This is a genomic window from Nocardia colli, from assembly GCF_008704205.1.
GTDB classification, from domain to species: Bacteria; Actinomycetota; Actinomycetes; order Mycobacteriales; family Mycobacteriaceae; genus Nocardia; species Nocardia colli.
In genome coordinates, this window is sequence record NZ_VXLC01000021.1 from 159,110 (window position 1) to 173,187 (window position 14,078).

Sequence of the window (14,078 nt, forward strand, 5' to 3'; positions counted from 1 at the left end):
CGGCGGCCCGGCATCCACGATCTCCAACGACAACCCCAGCGGGTCGAAATGGATCAGCGATTCCATCCACCAGGTCATGCCTCGCTGAGTGCCCGCGATGGCGTGCTGGTCTGGTACTCCGGTGCGAGGGGGTGTAGTACCACAGTTCAATGTGTTGGCGGGGGTGGGGTTCTTAACGTCGGGGCATGCGTATTCCTGGCTTTGCTCTTTCGATTTTTGTGGCGGCGGTGCTGGTGGCCGGATGTGGGGCGGACGCGGTCGAGGCGGGGGCGCGGCCGGCGGATGGTGGGCGGGCGGATGTGGTGCGTGATCTCGATGGGTTGCTGCGTTCCGGTGCGGTTGGGGTGCTTGCGACGGTTACCGCGAACGGGGAGACGACCGTGCTGACCGCAGGTCTCGCCGATACTGCTGCTGGGACCGCGATCCGTGCCGATCGTCCGGAATATGTCCGGATCGGCAGCGTCACCAAAACCTTTACCGCGGCGATCGTGTTGCAGTTGGCGGCCGAACGGCGGGTCGATCTCGATCGGTCGGTGGACACGTACCTGCCCGGTCTGCTCGTCGGTGACGGCATCGATGGGCGAGCCATCACTGTCCGTCAGATCCTGGGTCATCGAAGCGGGCTGCCCGAGCCGGTCGAACCGGAGGGGTTGAACGAGTACACGGCGGCGCGTGCCGGGCGCACCTACACGCCCGCGCAGGAGGTCGCTCTCGCGTTGCAGCATCCGGCGACGTTCGCTCCCGGCGCCCGATTCGAGTACGCGAACATCAATTACCTCGTCGCGGGGATGCTGATCGAGGCGGTGACCGGGCATCGGTATGCCGATGAGCTGCGCGACCGAATCCTCACTCCGCTGGGCCTTTCGGATACCTACCTGCCCGCCACCGGTGAAACCGGTCTGCGCGAACCGCATTTGACCGGTTACGGAACCGTCGATGGCATCGTGACGGACCAGACGCAGATCGAGCCGTCCATGCCGTGGACGTCGGGTGCTTTGGTCAGCACCGGTGCCGACTTGAACCGCTTCTTCACCGCGTTGCTGGCCGAACAGGTTGTGCCGCAGGCTCAACTGCGGCAGATGCTCGACGGTGTCGACATGGGGAATGGTGACGGCATGTCCTATGGGCTCGGCGTCGGGTATGCCCAACTACCTTGCGGCGCACAGTTTGTCGGCAATGTCGGCGGAGTCCCCGGTTTCACCGCCGTCGCCGGTGCGACGTCTTCCGGTCGGGCAGTTACCTTTTCCTACACCGGCACCGTGGCCGATGCGGATCTCGGCGGGCTGCTCAGCCACGCACTGTGCGGGTGAACATCCCGTCCTGCCGAGATGCTGGGCCAACCATTACGGGGCCGCTTACTGCGCAGCGTCCTGGTCGACAGGGACCGCGGGTTCGGTCGCTCGGGCAGGAATGCTGATTGTCGCGTAGACAATCGACGCGGTGAAAAGGGCGAGGAAGCCCAGACCCAGGGCGGGCATGGCGAGGGCTTGCGCCTGGTTCAGGTAGTCGGGTGTACGGCTGTTGTAGCCGTCGACCCCGAGGAGGCGGCCGGCGGGTGACTGCCAGTCGTCGGCGTCGCCGCCGTCGGACATGAACCAGCAGAAGATCGTCAGGCCGAGCAGGTAGCTCCACACCAGGGTCAGGACGATGGCCTGCCGCAACTTTGTCGCGGCGGCGAAAGCGCTGCTGGACAAGGATATTCCGCGCGCCATCCAGCCCAGGAGCCCGAAGCTCACCAGCCACAGCGGTGCGCCGAAGACGAACAGGAAGGCGAAGATCCAACCGGGTTCTACGAGGAACCGGGCCACGATATCGACCACCTGAACTACCAGAATCGCCGCCGCAGTAACCACGGCCCACCTGCGCATCCCACTCATCACCGCTCCCCTCCCATGCTCGGGTCGTGCTTACGGCTTCGAGTGTTCACCGGATCCTGGCTCGGATCATGAGTATTCCTACTGAGCGGGGCTCGGTGGTTCCACGCCCTGAACCGATAAATCCCCTTCACCAGGCGCTATGGGTACGCGCGCACCCGTTCCGATCGTGAGCACAAGCGTCTTGCACAAATGTCTTGCACATTTGTCTCAACTGAGTTAGGTTCTTCTTGTCAGCAACTGAAGGAGACCGAAATGACCACCACCCGCGCCACTTTCGCCATCGACGGCCGCACCCTCTCCTACCTGGATTTCGGCGGCACCGGACGCCCCGTGCTCGCGCTGCACGGCCACATGTCCGACGCCGAGAGCTTCAGCGGACTCGCCGAGCGGCTGGCGCCCGGCTCGCGGTTGATCGCACTCGACCAACGCGGACACGGCTTCTCCGATCGCGCCGCCGACTACTCCCGGGCCGGCTACCTCGCCGACATCGCCGCGTTGCTCGACCACCTCGGCCTGGAACGTGTTGTGCTGGTCGGGCATTCACTCGGCGGCATCAACGCCTACCAGTTCGCGGCCCGCCATCCCGAGCGGGTCGAGGCGTTCATCGACGCCGACGGCGCGGCCAGCCTCGGCCTCGACGGCCAGAACCCACTCCAGTTCGTGCTGTCCCTGCGCTACGAGGCGCCCACCCGCCAGGAACTCGTCGACGGCCTGGGGCCGATGGCCGCCATATTCGGCGGCCTGGTCCGCGAGCGCGCCGACGGCAGCTGGAGCCTGCCGTTCCGTCCCCGCGACATCGTGGACTCCGAAGACCAAGTGCACGGCGATCATTGGGCCGACTGGCTGGCCAGCACCTGCCCCGCACTGCTCATCCGCGCCACCCAAGGCGTGGTTGCGCGGGAACAGGCCGAGGCGATGATCGAACGCCGACCGAACACCCGCATGGTCGAACTCGACACCGACCACTTCATCTACGCCAACGATCCGGACGGATTCGCCAAGGCGGTCAACGAGTTCCTTCTCGGCCTCTGACCCCATTCGAGCGGTGAGACCTATTGCTGCACAAGGTCATTCATCAAATAACCACGCGGTGCAGGTACTGGCAAGAACAGGTGAAGCCTTCGTTGTCTTCGTCGAGATGGACAAGCTCTCGATTCCCTTCCGGCCCAACGAGAGTCCACAACCACGGCTCCGGCTCTGTACCGAAGCCGCAGAGAACACCGCCGCCCGAGAATCCGGCCAGCGCCCCGGCGAGGCCCTCGCCGTCGATCCCCGCGAGTTCGGCCACCCGCTCGCCGGCACCGATCGAGAAGCTCGAACAGAAGTCACCACCGACATCCGCATAAGTGCAGAAGACCGCGAAAGGGCCCGCGCGCTGCACATCTCGCAGCAGCTCGTCCACCTGATCACGGTGGCCGACGAAGATCTCCGACGCGGGAACCTCGAAACAATCCATCAGGAATCCACGCAAAGCCGCCGCGTCGAGCCGACAAGTGCACAGTCCGTCCATCACTCGAACCAATGTATTCCCGAACTGCCCCCTACCCGAACGTGACCGCTCTGGGCGCCGCGCGGACGTGGGCGCGCTCGCGGCCCCAAATCCCGCACCGCCACTAACGCACCCGATGACCTGTCCCCCGCCGACGCGGTTTCGGCACTGAGCCCAACGCCTGTGTCGACCCCGTCTGAAGTTTGACGTCGAGTCCGGCGATTCGGTCGAACATGTTGCGCCAAGCCACAACCCGTTCGACCGAATCCCCGAGATCGAGCCGAAGGCACAATGGAAGTCATGCCTCGACCACCGCGGCCACACATCGCGCGTCTCTATCCGGAGGTCGCTGCGGCCGGAAGCTTGCAGGCCGCGATGCAAGCCGAGTTCGACCACACCGGCCGTTCGCTCACCGCGTCACTGACCAACTCTCCCGGCTGGTGGGACTGCGCCGCGATCGTCGGAGACGACCGTAGGCATGTGACCACCGTCCTGGGCAGCAAAGAGCGCTGGTTCATCATGGAGTTCTGGGAACGAGGCGTCATGATGGCCAACGGCGCAACTACTGACTTGGCCGTCTCGGCCGCGGCGATCAGCCACTGGCAGAACGGATCTCGCCTGCGCGAACTACAAGCCACCGCGCCATTTATCCGGTTCAGCGAACTCACCGAAGCCTACGAACAAGGCGATCCCATCGAAACCAAGTGGAACCTCTACCGCCGAACCCAGGCTCCCCACATCGACCACGACCTGATCGAGGCGGCCTACGCCCAACCGCGACTACGAATGCTGTTCCCCTACACCAGCCACGAGACATTGCACCTGAGTCGCTGCACCCGATTCCCCTTCACCCACGACCTCCCCGCGATCATCCCCCGCTCCGACGGGACCTACCAAGTCATCAGCCCCAGACCCCGATCCCCCATCGGCCAGGCGACTACTCCCACAGACGCCGTCGAACTCCTACTGAACCACCTCCCGGACAACTGCCAACCGGCCGCCGACGCAACCGCCGTCGAACTCGACAACCTCTGATAAGGACTCAGGCTTCATCACCGACCGCCCTACGCGTCGACGACGCCACCGAAACGTTCACCGTCCCGGAACGAATTGGGCCAAAGCGTTGTACACCCAGTTATGGGCTTGCCCCACGGTGATACGCGTTCCGAGGAATTGACCGGTCAGAGCCCAGTAACGATGAATTCGACGATCGGTGTCGGTTGCGTTGATCAGCAATTGCTTGCGGAAACGCGGAGAATCGCGTTCTCCGCGAGCTTTGGCGTGAGCGTTGACGAATCGGTCGAGTTCGCTGCCACTGTGCGGCCGCACACCTGCCGAGACCAGGGGCACCACATCCGCCATTACGTCGGCCATGTCGGCGTACAGTTGTCGCCCGTCGCGGATTCGATTCGGCTGACTTCGCCAGAATTGTTGTCGCACAGCACTGTTCATTTCAGGATCGGTAACCAGGGCGGACAGCTCGGCGTAGGCGACGACCTCGTCGACGGACGGGTCCATGGGCGGTTCCGGGACATTCCACACCACCCAGCCTTCGGTGTCGCACCGAGGTATCGGCGCGAGGACGCGGCGCCAGAATCGCACGAGGCCATCGTGTGCGATAGCACCGTCCTGCGCGGCAGCCAGCAGCGCGAGTCGCTCGGCCCGTTGCGGAGGGGCAGCTGTCTCGACTGCCCGCAATGACGCCCGCCGCCAAGCCAATGACCTGAATTCGATGTCCACCCGCGCACTTTCGGCGGCTACGACCTCGGCGATAGACCGATCTCCTTGCAACACATCGGTGATCGAGCTCAGCCCGAGGCCCAGCGCACGCAAACGCCGCACCAGCAGCAACCTTTCAGTGGCGCTGTCGGCGTCGAACATCCGATGCCCGCCTGCGGTGCGGCGGGATTCCAGAATGCCTTCGTCGCAATAGAACCGGATCGTGCGCACCGCGATCCCGGTGCTGCGCGCCAACTTTCCGATGCTTACCAGCGCGCTTGCCTGTGTGTCACCTGTCACAACTTGTTGAACCTCCACCCCGGTGGAGCTCCTAGCGTAATCGCATGGCGGATCGGACTCGTGCGACGAGTTCGCCGGGCAAGCAACGCACGCACGTCGAGTTAGGGAGATTCGTGGCAACTACGCAGGAAGAGATCGTCGCCGGCATCGCAGAGATCATCGAGGAGGTGACCGGCATCGAGGCCGCCGAGGTGACGATCGAGAAATCCTTCGTCGACGACCTGGATATCGATTCGTTGTCCCTCGTGGAGATCGCTGTACAACTCGAGGACAAGTACAGCGTGAAAATCCCCGACGAGGACCTGGCGAGCCTGAGAACCCTCGGTGATGCGGTTACCTATGTGCAGAAGATGGAGGCCGAAAGACCTCTACTCGCCGCGGAGATGGAGGCGAAACTCAAGGAGGGCCAGGACAGTTGAGCGTGACCTACCCACCGTATGGCGCGCGCTGACAGACCCGGACCTACTGGAGCAGTGGCTACTTCGGCCGACCGGATTCACCGCCTCGGTCGGAACCCGGTTTCGATTTACCACCCCGGCCTCATCGATCGATGAGATCTCCTGCGAAGTGCTGGCGGCCCGGCGGTGTGTGCAGTTGACCTACAGCTGGATGTACTCACGGGCTCCCGCTCGATGGATAGTCGACTGGACGATACGACCGCAGGGCAGTGGCACCAATAGTCGCGCGATGGTCGGCTACGTCGGTGATCCCGAGCGCCGTTCGTAGGCGCGGTGGGCACCGGGCGGCGGTGTTTCACAGCATGATGGTGGGATGGCTGAGCTGGTGAGTGTATGCGTGGATTGTTGATATTGGTCGTTGTGCTGGCGATTGGGCTGGTGGTGGGCGATCGGGTTGCTGTGGTGATGGCGCAGAACGAGATCGGGCGCAAGATTGCGGCGGACTATCAGCTGGCGCAGCGGCCGAGTGTGGATATTCGCGGGTTTCCGTTTTTGACCCAGGCGGTCGATGGGAAGTATCGCGATATCGATATTCGGGTCGGTGAGTGGAGCGAGCAGAAGGTCACTGTGCGCAACCTCGATGTGAAGTTGGCCGACGTGTCCGCGCCGCTGAGCGATCTGCTCAACAACCGCACATCGAACCTGGTCGCGGCTACGGCGACGGCGACGGCCGTGGTTCCCTACGACACCGTGCAGGGGTTCGCGCCGTCGGGTGTGGAGTCCATGTCGGCTGCGCCGGACGGGCTGCGGGTCACCGGGACATTCTCGATGGAGGGTATCCCGGTGCCGGGGACGGTCGTGGTCACTGTCGCGCCGGTCGAGGACGGTATCGAGGTCACGCCGGTTTCGGTCCAGTCCGCGGCCGGCGGACCGACGATTTCGGTGGCGATGCTGCGCCAGACGCTCACCTTCACGGTGCCGTTGCAGCGGCTGCCGCTCGGTGCCCGGCTGACGTCGATCCAGCCGGGACCCGATGGTCTTCATGTGACCGCGGTGGCCCACGACGTGCGGTTCTCCGATTTGAAGTGAACGTGGCCGACCTACGCTCGGCCCGACGGTCCGCGGGCGGCGGCGGCATAGCGGCGGGACAGGTGAGCGAAGGCGGCGGCCAGTTCGGGTGGGCCTACGACCTCGATGTCGGCGTCGAACCTGCCGATCGCCGCGGCCAGGCTGGGCCACGACCATGAGCCGAGGATGAGTCGGCAGCGGTCCGGGGCGACCTCCTCCACGACTCCGTCGTGCGTGAAACCGGCGACGATCGCGGCGGGGAGGTCGAGGATGACCTCGCCGCGGCAGGGCCAGTCGGCCGAGTTCTCGGAGCCGCGAAACCTGGCGGCTACGAAGGCGGTCACGTCACCGCCGGGCAGGTCACGCGGGGTGAAGCGGGGGCCGGTGGGGATGCGGGGCGTGATGCGGTCGGCGCGGAAGGTGCGCCAGTCCGCGCGATCGAGATCCCAGGCGACGAGGTACCAGCGCCCGCCCCAGGTGACGAGGTGGTGCGGCTCCACTCGGCGCGGTGGCGCGTCCCCAGCCGATGAGGCGTAGTCGAAACGCAGCACTTCGCCGGCGTGCACGGCGGCGCTGAGTGTCATCAGCACAGTGCTGTCTACCTGCGGATTCGACTGCTCGACGGCGGTGACCTGCACGATATCGATCCGCCGCCGCAACCGCGCGGGCATGACCTGTCGAACGGTATTCAGCGCACGCGCCGCACCCTCCTCGATGCCGGCGCCGGCGGTACTGGCGATCTGCAACGCGACGGCGATCGCCACCGCCTGCTCGTCATCGAACAGCAACGGCGGCAGTTCCGTTCCGGCCTCGAGCCGATACCCACCGTCCGGCCCTTTGACGGCCGCGATCGGATAACCCAGCTCACGCAGCCGATCGACGTCGCGGCGGACGGTCCGCGGACTGATATCCAACCGTTCGGCCAGCAGCGCACCCGGCCAGTCCCGCCGCGCCTGAAGCAGCGAGAGCAACGCCAGCAGTCGCGCGGAAGTTTTCGGCATAGCTCCATACTGCCTGGAGAAGCGGACATCACCTGTCCGCTACCCCGCCGACCGGGCAAACGACCGCGGGGCAGGCGACGAAGCGGTGCCGAGAAGTCTCGAGGTACCGCTGGGTCCACTCGCGCATCTTGTCGACCGCTCGCGAAAGGCTTGTCCCGGCTCGAAGCTGATCTTCCTCGCCGGTCAGGTCTCCTGGGACACCATCGGCGAAGGCGACCTGGCCGCTCAGTCCGAACAGTGCTACCTCCACATCCCCACCGCCTTGGCCGAAGTCGGCGCCACCTTCGACATCGAACCAGTTCGCGCAGCAGCACATTCAGAGCCACCAGCCGATATCGTTCGACCGGTGACTGACCACGAAGAGCTCCCCCTGCTCTTCCTCGATGTCGACGGGCCGCTACTCCCGTTCGGCGCAGGCACGCGGCCCGGACCACCCGGCCCGACCGAGCACTTAGCGCGCCTGCGCCCGACGGTCGGGCTTCGGTTGATGGCGCTGCCTTGCGCGCTGGTCTGGGCCACAACCTGGGAAGACGACGCGAATGCCGAGATCGCACCACGAATCGGACTACCGCAACTCCCGGTGGTCACTTGGCCCGATCCGTCCGACGAACAGCTGCGCGAGGATCAGTGGTTCGGATTGCATTGGAAGACCAGGACTTTGGTGGACTGGGCCGCCGGACGCCCGTTCGCCTGGGTCGACGACGAGATCACCGAATCCGATCGAGACTGGGTTGCCTCGACCTATGCGGGCCGAGCACTTCTCCACCCGGTGGAAGCCTCCCGTGGCCTCGAGGACGAGGACTTCGCCGTCCTGACGGAATGGTTCCGAAGCATCTGAACTGAGCGCAACCATCGAGAGAAATCGCTTGCCGCCCTGTTTATTTCGATCTCAACGTCGATAAGGGCGGGCTCCTGTCCGGGCGGACGCACGGCCGCCGACCGGCCGGGCGCGGTCGCTTCGGTCCGTGACCTTGTTACGGAGCGTGCCGATGCCGGAGATCTCGACTTCGACGGTGTCACCGGGGGCCATTGGCCCGACGCCGGCGGGGCTGCCGGTGAGTAGAACGTCGCCGGGTAGGAGGGTGATCCAGCGGGTGACGTAAGACAGTAGGTCTCCTACGCCGAAGACCATGTCGGAAGTGGGGGCGGATTGGACGATTTCGCCGGCTACCCGCGTGGTGATGTGCAGAGCCGAGGGGTCGGGGATTTCAGTTTCGATCCAAGGGCCCAAGGGACAGAAGGTATCCGCGCTTTTGGCGCGGGCCCATTGGCCGTCGGCTCGCCAATCGTCGGCGGTTACGTCATTGGCGCAGGTGTAGCCGAGGATGAAATCTGATGCACGGTCGGCGGATACGTTCTGGGCGGTGCGGCCGATGACAACGGCCAGTTCGCCTTCGTACTCCAGACGCTCGACCTCCGCAGGACGGAGAATCGAAGCATCCATGCCGGTAATAGCGTTGGGAGACTTGAGGAACAGCGAGGGCTGTTGCGGCCAGGGCCTGCCTTTCTCGATGATCTGCCCGGCGTAGTTACTGCCCGCGCAGACGATCGTGCGCGGCTCGCACGGCGCGAGAAGCGTTACCTCCGAAAGCCTTCCCACCACCGCTCCGAGCTCTACGTCGAGCAGGTCGTGCACGACGTCGCCGACCAACGCACCGCACCCGGTCCGTCCGTCGAGTGAATAGCGGACGATACGCATAACTCTCCTATTCGGGTCCGGCCAGCGCTTCGCGCACCAGCTCGACGGGATGCCACGCGGTACGGCCGGCGCCGTGGAAGATCTGCTGACGGCAGGACACACCGGTCGCGGCGACGATGGTGTCCTCCGGTTCCTCGGCGAGGGCCGGGAACAGCCGGTCACCGCCGACGGTCATCGACATGTCGTAGTGCTCGGATTCGAACCCGAACGAGCCGGCCATTCCACAGCATCCGGAGTCGATCTCCATGACCTCCACGCCCGGAATCCGACGCAGCAGCGCCATGGTCGCCGCCGTGCCGACCTCGGCCTTTTGATGGCAATGACCATGGAACATGATGCGCCGGCCCGCGAGCGGGGAATCCGCGCGCAGCGTCAACCGTCCCGCGTCGATCGCTTCGACCAGCAGCTCCTCCACCTGCCTGACCCGCTCCGCGACCGCGCGCACCGGAGCCGAATCCGGCAGCAGCGCAACATGTTCGTCGCGCAACATGAACAGGCACGACGGTTCACAGCCGACGATCGGTGAGCCGGGTTCGGTGCCTTCGGACAGCGAACGGACCAGTGTCGAAGCTTTCTTCTTCGCGTCATCGAGCAGCCCCTTGGACATACTCGACCGACCACAGCACCCGCCACTCGCCAGCTCGACCCGCCACCCGGAGCGTTCCAGCAATTCGATTGCCGCAGCGCCGATGTGCGGCTCGGTGAAGGTGGTGAACGAGTCGGCGAGCCAGTTGACCGTGCCCAGCGGCGCCTGGACCGCCACGACATCTCTACGACGGAACCACCGAAGCAGATTGACTCGTTGAAACACCGGAAGCGGACGGGCAGCAGTGATGCCGAGCGTGCGGTCCATCATCCGACGCGCGAATCCGTTGCGCCCCGGCAGATTCGACAACGGCGCAGTCGCCGACCCGATTCGATTCAGCAGCCGAATCGATCCGAACGCCCTTGAACGCAAAGGTGTTCCGTGTATCTCATGATGATGCGAAAGCGTCTCGGCCTTGAGCGACGCCATATCCACACTCATCGGGCACTCGCTCTTACACGCCTTGCACATCAAGCACAGATCGAGAATCTCGTGCAACCGCTCACCACCGAGCGCGGCATGCGGATCCGGTTCGGACAACGCCTTCACCAGCGCGTTGGCCCGTCCGCGCGTGGCATGTTCCTCGTTCTTGGTGGCGATGTACGACGGGCACATCACCCCCGAAGTCGACTTGCGGCACAACCCGATGTTCATGCACCGGTCCGCCGCACCCCGCATCCCGCCGACCACCTCGAACTTCAACGCGGTCGTCAAGGGTGGCGCGGGCGGCAACGAATCACGGTCGCGCAGATTGTCGGTCATCGGTGGCGCGTCGACGATCTTGCCCGGGTTCATGATGTTGTCGGGATCGAAGAGCCGCTTGACCTTTCGCATCGCCTCGTACAGCTCATCACCGAAGATCTCCCGGTTGAACTCGCTGCGCGCGAGACCATCACCGTGTTCGCTGGAGTTCACCCCGCCGTACTCGGCGACGAGATCCTTGACCGCCTCGGCGACCGTACGCATCTTGATCACCTCGCTCGGCTCGGTCAGATCCACGAACGGGCGGATGTGCAGGCAGCCGACCGAGCAGTGCCCGTAGAACCCCGCCTCCAGTTCGTGTTCGTCGAGAATCTCCTTGAACCGCTTGGTGTATTCGGCCAGATGCGCCGGATCGACCGCGGTGTCCTCCACGAACGCGAGCGGCCGCCGGGTGCCCTCCCCCGCCGCCATCAGCAGGCCGAGGCTGGACTTGCGGACCTTGAGCAGCGCGGTCTGATCGGCGGAGGTGATGGCCCGCAGCGTGTGATAGCCGTGCCCGTTCTGCCGCCACAGCAGCTCGAGCCGGTCCAGGTCGGCGATCAGCCGCGCCTCGTCGTCCCCGCTGAACGAAACGAAAAGCAGCGCACCGGGATCGCCGACGAGGATGTTGCCGAGCTCGGCGTACTCGATCTTCTGCCGGGACAACTCCAGGATCGTCCGGTCCATCAACTCGACCTGATGCGGTTCGCAACTGAGCGCGTCCGCGGTCGCCGCGATGGCGCTCACGGTATCGGTGAAGTGCCCCACCGCGTATACCGTGCGGGCCGGCTTGGGCACGAGGTCGACCAGCGCGTGTGTGGCGACCACCAGCGTGCCCTCCGCGCCGACCACGAACTTCGCCAGATCGAACGGCTTGTCCGCGCCGAAACCCATCAGCCGGTCCAGCCGGTAGCCGCAGGCGCGCCGCCAGAACGTCGGCATCCCCGCCCTGATTGCCGCTTCCTCCGCGATGACCAACTCCGGAAGCGCTTGGTAGATGCGCCCTTCCAGCGTCTGTGCCGTCGCCCGCCGCTTTCGTTCGATCTCGTCGACGGGTTCGAGCCGGGCACGCGAACCGTCGGAGAGCACCACATCCAGCGCCCGCACGTGATCGATCGTCATGCCGTAGGTCCTGGAACCGCTTCCCGCGGAGTTGTTTCCGATCATCCCGCCGATGGTGGCCCGGTTGCTGGTCGAGGTGTCCGGCCCGAACATCAACCCGTGTGCGGCCGCGGCCTGATTGAGTTGGTCCTGCACCACGCCGACCTCCACCAGTGCGGTGCGGGCCTCGGGATCGATCTCCACGATTCGGTTCATGTACCGCGAAAGGTCCAGCACCAGGCCCGGACCAACGGTCTGTCCGGCCAGGCTTGTCCCGGCTCCGCGCGCCACGATCGGCACGCCGAGTTCACCGGCGGCCCGCACCGCGGCGGCGACATCGTCGGCATGCCGCGGAAACGCAACGCCCAGTGGAGTTATCGAGTACATGCTCGCGTCGCGGGCGAAGATATGCCGGCTGTAATCGTCGAAGGCGACCTCACCGTCCATCGTGGCGCGGAGCGCGTCTTCCAGACGTGCGGCGACGGTCGATAGATCGGGGTCGGTCGTGGATAGGTTCATGAGAGTCCTTCTGATCCTTGGCAATTCCGACAGCCTGGGCGGCCGATCCGACCAGCGAATCGGCCGCCACAGCGGTTAGACGAGCGGAGCGGGATCCGTGGCCGGGTTTGCTTCCGCCTGCACCGATTTCGAGATGACAATCGGTTTCCCCTCTGGCAGAGCAGGTTTCGGCGGTACCGCCTCCTGACTCGTGGCCTCGCGCAACTTCTTTCGCAAGGTCAGTACGAGCAACCCGGCGACACCGAAGATCCCGCCGAAGAACGCCTGCGTGAGCGCGTACCCGCCACCGCTGAGGTCACTGAGCCAGCCACCGATGTACGGCCCGAAGAAGCTGCCCAGATTGCCGACCCCGTTGATGAGCCCCAACCCCGCGCCGGCCGCGGCGACCGGAACCAGCTTGGTGACCGTCGCCCAGAACGGCCCATACCAGGCGATCGACGCCGCCGTGCCCAGGATCATCGCCCCGAGCACCACCCACTTCTGTTCCGGCGAAACAAGACTCGCGCCGCCGAGAATGATCGCCGCGGACCCGAGCACCAGCGCCATATGCGCGATATGCCCACCACGGCGGTCCACCGACCGTCCGACGAGAATGATCGCGATACCCGCCGCGATCTGCGGCAGCATGGCGACGAGCCCCACCTTCAAATCGGTATGGAAGGCCTTCTTGAGCACGCTGGGCAGCCACAGCGTGAGCCCGAGCAAGCCCATCTGCGTACAGGTGTAGATCAGCGCGAAATGCCAGACGATCTTGCTCTTGAACGCGGCTTTGAACGTTCCGTGATGCTCGAGCGGCTCACCTTCCTCGAGCCGGGAACGCTCGATGTAGTCCCGCTCGGCCGCCGACAGCCAACCCGCCTTGGCCGGCGTATCGCGAACTACCGCCAGCCAGGCGATGAGCCCGACGACCAGCGGCGCACCGCCCTGAATGATGAACATCCAGCGCCAGTCGAAATAGGTCAGGATGATGCCGGAGAACGGCGCCGCGACGATGGCCGCGATCGGCGTGTACAGCTTGAAGATCGCGTAGGCCCGGCCGCGTTCGGCGAACGGGAACCAGGAGCGGATGGTCGCCATCAGCGCCGGCTGCACACCGCCCTCGGCGACCCCGAGCAGGAAACGCGCGATCAACAACTGACCGACGGAATTGGTGAGGCCTTGCGCCATCGCGGCCACGCTCCACAGCACCATCAGGATCGCGATCCACTGTCTGGCACTCCATCTTTCGGCCATATACCCGCCGGGAATCTGCAACAGCAGATAACCCCAGAAGAAAATGCCGCTCGCCAGACCCTGCTGAGCTTTGGTGAGTCCCATGTCGGTCTCGAGGTGCGGCAGCGCGAAACTGATGTTGGTTCGGTCGATATAACAGATGACGTAGATGAAGACGACGACCGGCAGAATATAGGTCCACCGCTTCATTTCGGACAGGCGTCGGGCTGGGGAAGTTCGCTCGGACAACGACCTACCTCCTCGTAGGTGGCCGACGAAAAGCGTCGGCGTATTGCGGATCCCGGCTCGTGGCGGAGCATCGGGAGAGTCACTCGGGGCGGAGCATCGAGGGGTCGAGATCAGGAGGC

At 64.9% G+C, this 14,078-nt stretch carries 14 protein-coding genes; 7 read left to right on the plus strand and 7 right to left on the minus strand.

What is annotated here, in order from left to right; translation table 11 throughout:
- Positions 1–185: 185 nt before the first annotated feature.
- The gene (locus F3087_RS34605) at positions 186–1,310 is read left to right on the plus strand and encodes a serine hydrolase domain-containing protein (RefSeq protein WP_150406324.1); all 1,125 of its coding nucleotides are present in this window, start codon (positions 186–188) and stop codon (positions 1,308–1,310) included.
- Positions 1,311–1,355: 45 nt separating this feature from the next.
- On the opposite strand, the gene F3087_RS34610 is transcribed toward F3087_RS34605, so the two are convergent.
- The gene (locus F3087_RS34610) at positions 1,356–1,877 is read right to left on the minus strand and encodes a hypothetical protein (RefSeq protein WP_150406325.1); all 522 of its coding nucleotides are present in this window, start codon (positions 1,875–1,877) and stop codon (positions 1,356–1,358) included.
- Positions 1,878–2,129: 252 nt separating this feature from the next.
- On the opposite strand from F3087_RS34610, the gene F3087_RS34615 reads away from it, so the two are divergent.
- Positions 2,130–2,909, plus strand: a complete 780-nt coding sequence (locus F3087_RS34615) for an alpha/beta fold hydrolase (protein WP_150406326.1) — start codon at positions 2,130–2,132, stop codon at positions 2,907–2,909.
- Positions 2,910–2,952: 43 nt separating this feature from the next.
- Here the strand turns inward: F3087_RS34615 and F3087_RS34620 are convergent, their stop codons facing one another.
- Positions 2,953–3,390 (minus strand): hypothetical protein, encoded by a 438-nt coding sequence (locus tag F3087_RS34620; RefSeq protein WP_150406327.1) that lies wholly within the window; start codon positions 3,388–3,390, stop codon positions 2,953–2,955.
- A 276-nt stretch (positions 3,391–3,666) separates the two neighbouring features.
- On the opposite strand from F3087_RS34620, the gene F3087_RS34625 reads away from it, so the two are divergent.
- Complete coding sequence (locus F3087_RS34625; protein WP_150406328.1) at positions 3,667–4,401, plus strand: DUF6193 family natural product biosynthesis protein; 735 nt, start codon at positions 3,667–3,669, stop codon at positions 4,399–4,401.
- A 57-nt stretch (positions 4,402–4,458) separates the two neighbouring features.
- Here F3087_RS34625 and F3087_RS34630 read toward each other — a convergent pair whose 3' ends face one another.
- The gene (locus F3087_RS34630; protein ID WP_223885568.1) at positions 4,459–5,403 is read right to left on the minus strand and encodes a MerR family transcriptional regulator; all 945 of its coding nucleotides are present in this window, start codon (positions 5,401–5,403) and stop codon (positions 4,459–4,461) included.
- 95 nt (positions 5,404–5,498) lie between these two features.
- Between F3087_RS34630 and acpM the strand changes: the two genes are divergently transcribed.
- From acpM to F3087_RS34645, 3 genes are all read left to right on the plus strand, one after another.
- Entirely contained in the window at positions 5,499–5,804 is a 306-nt protein-coding gene (acpM, locus tag F3087_RS34635) for a meromycolate extension acyl carrier protein AcpM (RefSeq protein ID WP_150406329.1), read from the plus strand.
- The gene (locus F3087_RS34640) at positions 5,725–6,111 is read left to right on the plus strand and encodes an SRPBCC domain-containing protein (RefSeq protein ID WP_150406330.1); all 387 of its coding nucleotides are present in this window, start codon (positions 5,725–5,727) and stop codon (positions 6,109–6,111) included. The genes acpM and F3087_RS34640 overlap by 80 nt, the downstream gene beginning before the upstream one ends.
- Before the next feature lie 65 nt (positions 6,112–6,176).
- Positions 6,177–6,872, plus strand: coding sequence for an LmeA family phospholipid-binding protein (locus F3087_RS34645; RefSeq protein WP_150406331.1), 696 nt, complete (start codon positions 6,177–6,179; stop codon positions 6,870–6,872).
- An 11-nt stretch (positions 6,873–6,883) separates the two neighbouring features.
- Here the strand turns inward: F3087_RS34645 and F3087_RS34650 are convergent, their stop codons facing one another.
- The gene (locus F3087_RS34650) at positions 6,884–7,852 is read right to left on the minus strand and encodes a helix-turn-helix transcriptional regulator (RefSeq protein WP_150406332.1); all 969 of its coding nucleotides are present in this window, start codon (positions 7,850–7,852) and stop codon (positions 6,884–6,886) included.
- Between the two features lie 85 nt (positions 7,853–7,937).
- On the opposite strand from F3087_RS34650, the gene F3087_RS34655 reads away from it, so the two are divergent.
- Positions 7,938–8,690, plus strand: a complete 753-nt coding sequence (locus tag F3087_RS34655) for an HAD domain-containing protein (protein ID WP_223885569.1) — start codon at positions 7,938–7,940, stop codon at positions 8,688–8,690.
- A gap of 51 nt (positions 8,691–8,741) precedes the next feature.
- Here F3087_RS34655 and F3087_RS34660 read toward each other — a convergent pair whose 3' ends face one another.
- The 3 genes from F3087_RS34660 to F3087_RS34670 form a co-directional block, all read right to left on the minus strand.
- The gene (locus F3087_RS34660) at positions 8,742–9,551 is read right to left on the minus strand and encodes a fumarylacetoacetate hydrolase family protein (protein WP_150406333.1); all 810 of its coding nucleotides are present in this window, start codon (positions 9,549–9,551) and stop codon (positions 8,742–8,744) included.
- Positions 9,552–9,558: 7 nt separating this feature from the next.
- On the minus strand, positions 9,559–12,498 hold the full coding sequence (locus tag F3087_RS34665) for an FAD-binding and (Fe-S)-binding domain-containing protein (RefSeq protein WP_150406334.1): 2,940 nt from the start codon (positions 12,496–12,498) through the stop codon (positions 9,559–9,561).
- A gap of 75 nt (positions 12,499–12,573) precedes the next feature.
- Positions 12,574–13,920, minus strand: a complete 1,347-nt coding sequence (locus F3087_RS34670; RefSeq protein WP_150406335.1) for an MFS transporter — start codon at positions 13,918–13,920, stop codon at positions 12,574–12,576.
- Positions 13,921–14,078 lie beyond the last annotated feature (158 nt).

Excerpts from the sequence above, each read along its gene's own strand:
- F3087_RS34670 (WP_150406335.1), bottom strand. The coding sequence starts at position 13,920 with ATGAAGCGGTGGACCTATATTCTGCCGGTCGTCGTCTTCATCTACGTC.
- F3087_RS34660 (WP_150406333.1), bottom strand. The coding sequence starts at position 9,551 with ATGCGTATCGTCCGCTATTCACTCGACGGACGGACCGGGTGCGGTGCG.
- F3087_RS34625 (WP_150406328.1), top strand. The coding sequence starts at position 3,667 with ATGCCTCGACCACCGCGGCCACACATCGCGCGTCTCTATCCGGAGGTC.
- F3087_RS34665 (WP_150406334.1), bottom strand. The coding sequence starts at position 12,498 with ATGAACCTATCCACGACCGACCCCGATCTATCGACCGTCGCCGCACGT.
- F3087_RS34650 (WP_150406332.1), bottom strand. The coding sequence starts at position 7,852 with ATGCCGAAAACTTCCGCGCGACTGCTGGCGTTGCTCTCGCTGCTTCAG.
- F3087_RS34605 (WP_150406324.1), top strand. The coding sequence starts at position 186 with ATGCGTATTCCTGGCTTTGCTCTTTCGATTTTTGTGGCGGCGGTGCTG.
- F3087_RS34615 (WP_150406326.1), top strand. The coding sequence starts at position 2,130 with ATGACCACCACCCGCGCCACTTTCGCCATCGACGGCCGCACCCTCTCC.
- F3087_RS34640 (WP_150406330.1), top strand. The coding sequence starts at position 5,725 with ATGTGCAGAAGATGGAGGCCGAAAGACCTCTACTCGCCGCGGAGATGG.
- F3087_RS34645 (WP_150406331.1), top strand. The coding sequence starts at position 6,177 with ATGCGTGGATTGTTGATATTGGTCGTTGTGCTGGCGATTGGGCTGGTG.
- F3087_RS34610 (WP_150406325.1), bottom strand. The coding sequence starts at position 1,877 with ATGAGTGGGATGCGCAGGTGGGCCGTGGTTACTGCGGCGGCGATTCTG.